General features: G+C 72.1%; 8 protein-coding genes. 6 read left to right on the plus strand and 2 right to left on the minus strand.

The annotated features are described in order from the left end of the window. Positions 1-69 precede the first annotated feature (69 nt). Together GVN67_RS26365 and GVN67_RS26370 are read left to right on the plus strand one after the other, a co-directional pair. A complete protein-coding gene (locus tag GVN67_RS26365) occupies positions 70-2,406 on the plus strand; it encodes an EAL domain-containing protein (protein WP_160000299.1) in 2,337 nt (778 codons plus the stop codon). Positions 2,407-2,533: 127 nt separating this feature from the next. Next, the gene (locus tag GVN67_RS26370; protein ID WP_160000300.1) at positions 2,534-5,113 is read left to right on the plus strand and encodes a response regulator; all 2,580 of its coding nucleotides are present in this window, start codon (positions 2,534-2,536) and stop codon (positions 5,111-5,113) included. A 195-nt stretch (positions 5,114-5,308) separates the two neighbouring features. Here the strand turns inward: GVN67_RS26370 and GVN67_RS26375 are convergent, their stop codons facing one another. After that, on the minus strand, positions 5,309-6,241 hold the full coding sequence (locus GVN67_RS26375) for a crotonase/enoyl-CoA hydratase family protein (RefSeq protein WP_160000301.1): 933 nt from the start codon (positions 6,239-6,241) through the stop codon (positions 5,309-5,311). A 370-nt stretch (positions 6,242-6,611) separates the two neighbouring features. Here GVN67_RS26375 and GVN67_RS26380 point away from each other — a divergent pair, with 370 nt between their 5' ends. Further along, positions 6,612-7,280 (plus strand): sigma-70 family RNA polymerase sigma factor, encoded by a 669-nt coding sequence (locus GVN67_RS26380; RefSeq protein ID WP_235035519.1) that lies wholly within the window; start codon positions 6,612-6,614, stop codon positions 7,278-7,280. Between the two features lie 86 nt (positions 7,281-7,366). Here GVN67_RS26380 and GVN67_RS26385 read toward each other — a convergent pair whose 3' ends face one another. Further along, positions 7,367-7,795 carry a PRC-barrel domain-containing protein gene (locus tag GVN67_RS26385; protein ID WP_160000302.1) on the minus strand — a complete coding sequence of 143 codons (429 nt, stop codon included), beginning with the start codon at positions 7,793-7,795 and terminating at the stop codon, positions 7,367-7,369. A gap of 155 nt (positions 7,796-7,950) precedes the next feature. On the opposite strand from GVN67_RS26385, the gene GVN67_RS26390 reads away from it, so the two are divergent. The 3 genes from GVN67_RS26390 (at position 7,951) to GVN67_RS26400 (ending at position 8,995) form a co-directional block, all read left to right on the plus strand. After that, on the plus strand, positions 7,951-8,151 hold the full coding sequence (locus GVN67_RS26390; protein WP_160000303.1) for a hypothetical protein: 201 nt from the start codon (positions 7,951-7,953) through the stop codon (positions 8,149-8,151). A gap of 200 nt (positions 8,152-8,351) precedes the next feature. Then, the gene (locus GVN67_RS26395; protein ID WP_235035520.1) at positions 8,352-8,669 is read left to right on the plus strand and encodes a general stress protein; all 318 of its coding nucleotides are present in this window, start codon (positions 8,352-8,354) and stop codon (positions 8,667-8,669) included. A gap of 119 nt (positions 8,670-8,788) precedes the next feature. Then, entirely contained in the window at positions 8,789-8,995 is a 207-nt protein-coding gene (locus GVN67_RS26400) for a hypothetical protein (RefSeq protein ID WP_160000304.1), read from the plus strand. The last annotated feature ends 72 nt before the right edge of the window (positions 8,996-9,067 follow it).

The raw sequence follows: 9,067 nt of genomic DNA on the forward strand, positions 1-9,067 counted from the left end.
CCGCCGGTCCTGACCGTCTCCCCCCCGGCGTCTCCTACGGGCGTCCCTTTCCGTGCACGACGGAGCGATATGGCTACGATCCTGATCCTGGACGACAGGACGACCAACCGAGATATCTTCGCCCGGCTGGCGTTGTCGCTGGACAAGGACGTTCACGTCCAGGCCTTCGGCGACCCGCACGAGGCGTTGCGCTGGCTGTCGCAGAACAGCGTCGACCTGGTGGTGACCGATTTCCGCATGCCGGAGATGGACGGCGCCGAGTTCACCCGCCGGCTGCGCGGGTTGAAGCCGGCCGGCAGCGGCAGCCCCTCGGTGGTCGACGTGCCGGTGATCGTGATCACCGCCTATAACGACCGCGCCTACCGGATGCGGGCGCTGGAGGCGGGGGCCACCGATTTCCTGCTCAGCCCGGTCGACCATTACGAGTTCCTGACGCGGGCCCGCAACCTGCTGCGCATGCGCTGGCAGCAGCAGGTGATCGAGCGCCGCGCCGAGTCGCTGGAGCAGGAGCTGGAGCACACCGCCCGCTCCCATGAGGAATTGCTGCGCGACAGCCGCGCGGCGCTGGCCCAGGTGATCGACACGGTGCCGGCGATGATCAGCGCCGCCGACCGCCAGGGCCGCTGCGTCTTCGTCAACGCCGCCCAGGCCAGCTTCGTCGGCCAGCCGCCCGACACCCTGGTCGGCCACGACATCGAGCGGCTGTTCGGGCATGAGCGGGCGCTGCGCTCCCGCGCGCTCGACCAGCTGGTCTTCGAGACCGGCATGGCGCTGCCCGGCCGCGAGGAGGAGACCACCTCGCCCGAGGGGCAGCCGCGCATCTTCGTCACCACCAAGGCGCCGCTGCACAATGCGCGCGGCGAGGTGGTCTCGGTGCTGACCACCTCGCTGGAGATCACCGACCGCAAGCTGGCGGAGCGGCGGCTGGGCCACATGGCGCATCACGACGCGCTGACCGGCCTGCCCAACCGCGCCTTCCTGCGCGACCGGCTGCGGCGGGAGCTGGCCCGCGGCCGCCGCGGCGACCATGTCTTCGCGCTGCTGTTCCTCGACCTCGACCGCTTCAAGGCGGTCAACGACGCCCTCGGCCACCACCTGGGCGACGAGCTGCTGCGCGCCGTGGCGCAGCGGCTGAAGGCGACGGTCCGGGAAGACGACATCGTGGCGCGCCTCGGCGGCGACGAGTTCGCCATCGTGCAGACCGGCATCAACGGCGCCGAGGAGGCCGATGCCCTGGCCGGACGGGTGATCGCCGCCCTGTCGGAGCCGGTGGTCTGCGAGGGCCACAGCCTGTCGGCCGGCGCCAGCATCGGCATCACCCTCTATCCGCGCGACGGCACCGACCCGGACGAGCTGCTGCGCAACGCCGACCTCGCCATGTACCGGGCCAAGGCGGAGGGGCGGAACGCCTGGCGCTTCTTCGCCGCCGCCATGGATGCCCGCGCCCGCGAGGCCATGCAGATCGAGGCCGACCTGCGCGCCGGCCTCGCCCGCGGCGAGTTCGTGCTGCACTACCAGCCGCAGGTCGACCTGCGCAGCAACCGCATCACCGGGGCCGAGGCGCTGCTGCGCTGGCGGCGTTCCGGCCAGCGGCTGTCCACCCCCGGCACCTTCCTGGCCATCGCCGAGGAGACCGGGCTGATCGTGCCGATCAACGAATGGGTGCTGGTCGAGGCCTGCCGCCAGGCCGCCGCCTGGCGCGAGGCCGGGCTGCCGCCGGTGCGCATGGGCGTCAACCTGTCGCCGGTGCAGTTCCGCCGCCAGGACGTGCAGGCCCTGGTGATCCGCGTGCTGGAGGAGACCGGGCTGGACCCCGAGCTGCTCGACCTGGAGCTGACCGAGGGCATCCTGATGGACCAGGCGCCGGAGACGGTGGCCGGGCTGCAGGCGCTGCGGGCGCTCGGCATCCGCATCTCGGTCGACGACTTCGGCACCGGCTATTCGTCGCTGAACTACGTCAAGAGCTTCCCGGTCGACCGGCTGAAGATCGACCAGTCCTTCGTCCGCGGCATGACCACCGAGCCGAACGACGCGGCCATCGTCCGCACCATCGTCGAGCTCGGCCACATGCTGCGGCTGCAGGTGATCGCGGAAGGCGTCGAGAACGAGGCGCAGCTGGCCCGGCTGAAGAGCGAGGGCTGCGACGAGGTGCAGGGCTTCTACTTCAGCGAGGCGGTGCCGCCCGAGGCCTTCGCCCAGCTGCTGCGCCAGCCCCAGGCGCGGCCGCGCGTCGAGCGCGAGGTGGTGGTGCCGCTGGACCGCGGTGGCGAGGAGCCGCCGCCGCCGGTGCTGCCCGGCACCGTGCTGCCGCCGCTGCCGCCGTCCAAGGGCGCGCGCGGCCTGGGCCTCGGCCCCGAACCCATGCCCGCGGCGCCGCGCCCCGCCGCCGCCGGGTCCGGAGACTGAGCATGCGCGGGGCATCGAGCGGCACATGAACCCAGACGGCCCCGCCTCCGGTCCCCTTCCGGACGGCCCGCCTTCCTCCGCGACGCCGTCTGACCAGGTGGCGGGCGCCTCGGGGACATCGGGGGTCGTGGCGCGCCGGCCCGGGCGGCTCGGCCTGGCCTGGCGCTTCCTGGTCAACCGGCTGCGCAGCCGGCCGGACAGCGAGCATGAGATGAGCCTGAACCGGCTCGTCTTCGGCGGCGGCGTGCTGCTGGCGGTGCTGGCCTCGGGCGGCAGCCAGGAAGCGCTGCTCAGCATGGCGGCCTTCTTCACGCTGGCGATCGGCGTGCTGGTCCATATCCTGGTCTTCCCCGGGGTCAATGCCGGGCGCCGGCTGGTCGCCGTGCTGCTCGATTGCGGCTTCACCTCCTGGCAGCTGCATCTGGGGGGGGAGCCGGTCGCGGCCTTCTTCCCGATCTATCTCTGGGTGGTCTTCGGCAACGGCTTCCGCTTCGGCCTGCCGGCGCTGCGCATCGCCATGCTGGCGGCGCTGGCCGGCTTCGGCGCGGTCATCGCCACCACCGAGTTCTGGCAGCAGACCATGCACCTGGCGGTGGGGCTGTGGATCGGCCTGCTGATCCTGCCGCTCTATGCCGGCACGCTGATCCGCAAGCTGAACACCGCCCGCCAGCAGGCCGAGGCCGCCAACAGCGCCAAGTCGTTGTTCCTGGCCAGCGTCAGCCACGAGCTGCGCACCCCGCTGAACGCCATCATCGGCATGGGCGGGCTGCTGCGCGGCACCCGGCTGGATGCCGAGCAGCAGGAGATGGCGCGCACCGTCGACAGCGCCGCCCGCTCGCTGCTGGCGCTGATCGACGACATCCTGAACCTGTCCCGCATCGAGGCGGGGCGGATGCCGAGCGAGACGGTGGCCTTCGACACCGCCGAGCTGCTGGTCGAGCTGCGCGCCCTGCTGGCCGCGCAATGCCGCGACAAGGGGCTGCATTTCAACCTGCATGTCACGCCGCGCACCCCCGGCTGGCTGCGCGGCGACCGCCGCCACCTGCTGGAAGTGCTGCTGAACCTGGCCGGCAACGCGGTGAAGTTCACCGCCGAGGGCAGCGTGACGGTGGCGCTCGACGCGGTGCCGACCGGGCCCGGCCGCTATCGCCTGGCCGCCGAGATCTCCGATACCGGCATCGGCATCGCCGAGGAGGCGCAGGAGCGCATCTTCGAGAATTTCACCCAGGCCGATTCCAGCATCATCAACCGCTTCGGCGGCACCGGGCTGGGCCTGGGCATCTGCCGCCAGCTGGTGGGCCTGATGGGCGGCAGCATCGGCGTCCGCTCGGCGCTCGGCCTCGGCAGCACCTTCTTCTTCGATATCCGGGTGGAGAGCGTCGCCGACGCGCCGGTCGCCTCGCTCGACGGTGTCACCCTGGTGCTGCTGGACGGCGCGCCGATCCGCGCCGCGGCGCTGGCCGAGCGCTTCGGCGCCCTCGGCCTGGTCACCCGGCCGGCGGCGACGGCGGAGGCCGCGCTCGACCTGCTGCGCGCCCAGCCGCCCGGCCAGGCGCTGCTGCTGGCCCATGCCGGCGCCCTGCCCGAGCTCAGCGCCGTGCTGCCCGAGGATCTGCGGCAGGAGCTGCCCTATGCCCGGCTGCTGCTGGGCGGCCATGCCGCCGGCCTGCCGCCGCTGACGCTGCGCCGCGCCAGCGCCGTGCTGCTGCCCGAGGCGGCCGAGGGGGCCGAGCTGGCCGGCGGGCTGCGGCTGGCGCTGGGCATCGCGCCGGGCCGCGGCCTGGCCGCCGCCGCGCCGGCCACCGCCGCCGAGGCGACCCTGCCCGGCCTGCCCGCCGCCGCGCCGCCGCTGCTGGCGGCCCCGCCGGGCCGCCGGCTGCGGGTGCTGGTGGCCGATGACAGCCGGGTCAACCAGCGGGTCTTCGCCAAGATCCTGGAAAGCGCCGGCCACGAGGTCTGCCTGGCCGAGAATGGCGATGCCGCCCTCGACCTGCTGGAGCGCGAGGCCGACGGGCTCGACCTGGTGTTGATGGACGTCAACATGCCGGAGATGGACGGCATCGAGGCGACCAAGATGTTCCGCGTCATGGCCCTCGGCCAGCCGCATCTGCCGATCCTGGCGCTGACCGCGGATGCCACCGAGGAATCCGCCCATCGCTGCCGCGAGGCCGGCATGGACGGCCATGTCACCAAGCCGGTGCAGCCGGAGGAGCTGCTGCGCATCGTCGCCGCCGCCGCCCGCGCGGCGCTGCCCGGCGCCGACCGCAGCCCGCTGCCCAGCGCCGCGCCGCCGGAGGAGGAGCAGGTCAGCGTCGCCGACATCGCCTCCCACCCGCGCTTCCGCCCGACGCAGCCGGCGATCGACGTGGAGACGGTGGACAATCTGCGCCAGCTCGGCGGCGACGAGTTCCTGGCGGGGCTGGCCACCGACTTCCTGGCCGATGCCGCCGGGCTGATCGAGGCGCTGGGCAGCGCGGCGGTGGCCGGGGAGCATGCGCGCTTCCAGGCCGAGGCGCATGCGCTGCGCAGCTCGGCGGCGAATATCGGCGCCATCGGGCTGACACGGCTCTGCGGCGAATGGCGCAAGCTGTCGCGTGACGAGCTGCTGCGCGAGGCCCCCGACCTGCTGGTCCGGGCCCGGGCCGAGCTGGAACGCACCCGCCGCGCCCTGCTGCCGGAGGCCGGCAGCCAGAGCCACCGCGGCTGAGCCGGTCTTCGGCGCAGCCGTGGATGGTTCCGTGCACGCTTTTCCTGGTCATTCCATCTGTCCCGCAGGCGATCCCGCACGCCATCCCACTGGGCGCCCTTGCCGAGCGCCCCTTCTTCGTCACGTCCTGACCCTCTGCCGGGCCACCAGGGCGTTTTGCCCCGGCTGACCCGGCGCGAAGCGTCGTCATCTGGCTCACTCGGCGGCGCAGGCGATGCCCGGGGAGGCGATGCCGGCCAGGCGCTTCTCCTGGGCGGCGACCAGGCGGCCCATCTTCTTCAGGTCGGCCTCGCCCAGGTTCATCGCCGCCTCGGCCCACATCTCGACCACCTCGCGCAGCTCCGGCAGCGACACGCCGTTCACCCGGCGGCGGGCGCGGTACATGGTCATGTGCGCGTTGTGCTTGCGGCCATGGCGGGCGATGTAGTCGCGCGCCACCATCTCGCCCTCGCCATCCTCGGCCAGCACGTCGACCACGCCCATGGCGTGCAGCTCCTCGGCGGTGTGGATGCGGCCCGACAGGATCAGCGCCTCGGCCTTGGCGCGGTCGATGCGGCGCGACAGGAAGCTGTAGGCGCCCATGCCGGGGAACATGTTGAACAGGATTTCCGGCAGGCCGATCTTGGCCGAGCGCTCGGCGACGATCAGGTCGAAGGACAGCGCGTGCTCGAAGCCGCCGCCCAGCGCGTCGCCCTGCACCAGCGCCATGGTGACCAGCGGCAGGTCGAAGGCGACGTGGTTGCGGTGGATCGCCTCGACCGCGACATGGCCGTAGCGCACCAGCGAGGCGTGGTCGCGCGAGCGGATCCGCTCGGCGAAATGCGCCAGGTCGCCGCCCAGGTTGTAGATGCCGGGCACGGCGGAGGCCATGACGAACCAGTCGGCCGGGCGCGCCTGGCCGGCGGCGGCGACGGCGGCGAAGGTGCTGCTGACGTGATGCTGCATCGCATGCACGTCCTGCATCAGCTCCATGGTGTAGCTGGGGCGGCCCTGCGGACGCATGGTGCACCACAGGCTGCGGCTGTCGGCTTCCAGCCGCACATCGAGGTTGTCGAAGCGCGCATCGAGCTCGCGCAGGGCGGTGCTGGCGGGGATGTTCTGGGCGACGACGGGACGATCGAGGAACATGTGAGGATTCTCCTGCTGCGACGGAAAGGGGCCGTCATTCGCGGAGCGCCACCCACCGACCACCGGCAGGCCATGCAGGCGTTCCGCGCGGGGCATATTAGTGTTGTGTTCACGTCTGTGAGTCCCGAGGTTTTGTGCAGTTGCAATATTGCTGGCTACTGCACCCCTCGCGCACGGCCGCCGCGCCCCCGCCTGAACCCTTCGGCAACCACCGCTGAGCCATGGCGTTTAGGCGGCAATGCCCCGCGACAATGCCCCTGAACCTCAGGCCACCCAGCAGAGGATCGACATGACGGCGGTCGACCCCGAAGCGAAAGGCCCCAGCAGGACAGCGCCGACATCGTCAGGCGATGCGGGCGCCGACGAATTCGTGAACAATTCGGGCACCGTTGAAACGTCGCCCGAGGCCGCGGCCGGGGCATGCGAATCGGGCGAAGCATCCGGCGATTCGCAAGCCCCGCGCCGCGACGGGCCCTCGCCCGAGGCGCAGGCGATCGAGGCCGAGCTGCTGGGCTGCCTGCCCGACCTGCGCGCCTATGCGCGGTCGCTGACGCGCAACCGCCCTGATGCCGACGACCTGGTGCAGGATGCGGTGCTGCGCATGATCAATTCGGCGGACCGCTACCAGCAGGGTACCAATTTCAAGGCCTGGGCCTTCACCATCCTGCGCAACCGCTTCCTCAACGAATTCGTCGCCAAGCGGAAGATGACGCAGGAGATGGATGACAGCGCGCTGGAACGCGTCGCCGTCTCGGCGAAGCAGGACGAGGGGCTGGAGCTCACCGATTTCCAGCGCATCTTCCACAGCCTGCCGGAGGATCACCGCTCGATCCTGGCGCTCGTCGCCGGCTCGGGCATGCCCTACGAGGACGTGGCGCGCATCCTCGGCTGCGCCGTCGGCACGGTGAAGAGCCGCGTGCACCGCGCGCGCGCCGCGCTGTTCACGCTGCTCGAGGCGCAGCATGCCGGCGAGGGCAAGGAGACGCCGCGCTTCCATCGCAGCAGCAGCCTGGAAGAGCGCCGCCGGCTCGTCGGCTGATCCGGCAATTTCGTTGTGATATCGTAAAAGATTACGAATCCGCCGCCGGCCGGCGCCGCGTGGCGCCAGCCGGCATCCGCGACAGCCTAGAGGCCGTCGCGCGAGCCGTAGGGCGTCGGTCCGTAATGGCCGCGCAGCCGCTCGCCCCAGCCGCTGTCGGACCAGTCCACGGTCTCGTCGCGCGGGAAGGACGGCGCCTCGGCGAGCTGCGCCTCGGTGACATCGACCACATAGCCGGCCAGCCGCGTGTCGTAATGCAGCCGCGACCAGGGCAGCGGATAGTGCGAGCTGCCGATGCCGAAGAAGCCACCGAAGGACAGCACGGCGTATTCGACATGGCCCGAGGCCTTGTCGATCATCAGCCGCTCCACCGCGCCCAGCCGGTTGCCGGAAGGGTCGTAGACAGCAGTGCCCTCGACGCGGTCGGAGGCGATCAGCGGCGCGCCGATCGGGGCGGCCGCGCCGGGCGGGACGGCGGCGGAAGGCGACGGTGTGTGGGGCGAGGCGGGGGGCATCGCGACCTCCTCATCAAGGGTTCGGCCAGAAGGCCTGGCTGCGAGGAAAACGCGCAAGTCCGGGCGAAGTTCCGGCAATCCGCGCCGCCTCCTGCAACTCCGGCGGCGCTTCGGCTTTTCCCTCGCTGACCCCCGATGGGAGGAGGGCCCTGCCCATGGCCGAGACCGAAACCAAGCCGCCGCGCGAGCGCGCGATCGAACCCCCGCCCGGCGCCCCTGGCGTGCCGATGCCGGAGCGTCCGATCGAGACCAACCGCGTCCGGCAGGGTGTGACGCTCGGCCATATGCGCTGGGTGCTGCTGGCCTCCCTGGTGCTGGTGGTGGTGGGGCTGATCCTCGCCGCCATCTTCAGCTGAGGGGCTGCCGTGATCGCCGAGCACGCATGCGTGAGCCCTGCGGTTTTTTCACCCCGTCGCCGCCGGCGGCGGAACTTGGCCGTGGCCGACCGGTTGATCGATAGCCTGGGCCTTGCGGTGCGTTCTTTTGGAACGTTCCGCCCGGTCCGCGGCCCTCTCAACCCGATCGGCCCCTCCGGGCCTGTGGAAGGATGTTTCCGATGAGCCAGACACGCAGCGGCGGCAAGCAGGGCTTCGCCTCGATGGATGCCGACAAGCAGCGCAGCATCGCCTCCAAGGGCGGCCAGAGCGTGCCGGCGGCCAAGCGCAGCTTCGCCCAGGACCCCTCGCTGGCCGCCGAAGCCGGTCGAAAGGGCGGCCAGGCGGTGCAGGCGGCCGACCGTTCCTTCTCGCGCGACCGCAGCCTCGCCGCCAAGGCCGGGCGCAAGGGTGGCCAGGCCACCCACAGCAAGACCGGCCCGCGCGCCGACGGCGATGCCGCCACCCCGGAGACCCCGGATTCGGGCGTCGAAGCCTGAAAGCCCCGCGCTGGCGTCCCCTGGCGGACGCCCGTCCCGGCCCTTCGCAGGACCGCGCCGACGTCCGCCAGACCGCTTTTCTTCCCCCTGCCGGCCATCGCGCCCCGCGGAACCCGACCATGACCATGCTTGACGCCGCGCTGATCAGCCGCTCGACCGCCGACAGCCCTTCCTATGCGCTCCGCCAGGCCCTGGCCGAGCGCCTGGCCTCGCATCGCGGCGCCCGGCCGTCGATGCGGCTGGCGACCGCGGCGATGCGCGCCGAGACGCTGCCGCCCGAGATGACCGAGGCCGCGCCGCGGCCGCTGGTCGCCGCCAGCCCCTGAGACTGCCGCCGCCGGGCTACCCGCCCCTCCAGGAGTTTCCGCCGATGTCCGCCCTGCCCCGCCAGTCCGCCC

It is taken from the genome of Roseomonas sp. 18066 (genome assembly GCF_902706185.1).
Classification (GTDB): domain Bacteria; phylum Pseudomonadota; class Alphaproteobacteria; order Acetobacterales; family Acetobacteraceae; genus Pseudoroseomonas.